General features: G+C 37.2%; 1 rRNA gene. It reads right to left on the reverse strand.

Annotation, left to right across the window (positions count from 1 at the left end):
- Positions 1 to 420: 420 nt before the first annotated feature.
- Positions 421 to 511: ribosomal RNA gene (locus P20439_RS18530) — 16S ribosomal RNA — on the reverse strand; the annotation flags it as partial.

Consider the following 511-nt stretch of genomic DNA (forward strand, 5'->3'; position numbering starts at 1 on the left):
GCTTGGTCTTTGTTACTTATGCTGCCTTACTTTCTATTTTTGCTTGGTTACATAACACGTTATGCGCCCAGCGACAAAAATATCAGCGGCGTTGCCTAAGTATCAAATCCACGTCGCAATACTAAACAGTAAAGTTTAGTCATACGTTAGTGACAGTTTAACTTCGCCAGAAGTTAATATTGAATACTAAAGTAGATACCAATCAACAAACGTAAACGTTCATTAAATGGCACTGAATGATACTGCTATCATTCTTTTTTACTTTTGAAAACTCTGTACAAATAACAAATGTCATTCATACGAATTTTATTATCAGCTTTTCCAAATTTTTAAAGAGCATATTAATTAGTTAACCCAGAGGGTAAAACTAACTAACAATCATCTGTGTGGACACTACGAACAAATAAGTTCTAAATCGTATAAGGAGGTGATCCAGCCCCAGGTTCCCCTAGGGCTACCTTGTTACGACTTCACCCCAGTCATGAATCACTCCGTGGTAAACGTCCTCCCA

The organism is Pseudoalteromonas sp. BSi20439 (assembly GCF_000241165.1).
Lineage (GTDB): Bacteria > Pseudomonadota > Gammaproteobacteria > Enterobacterales > Alteromonadaceae > Pseudoalteromonas.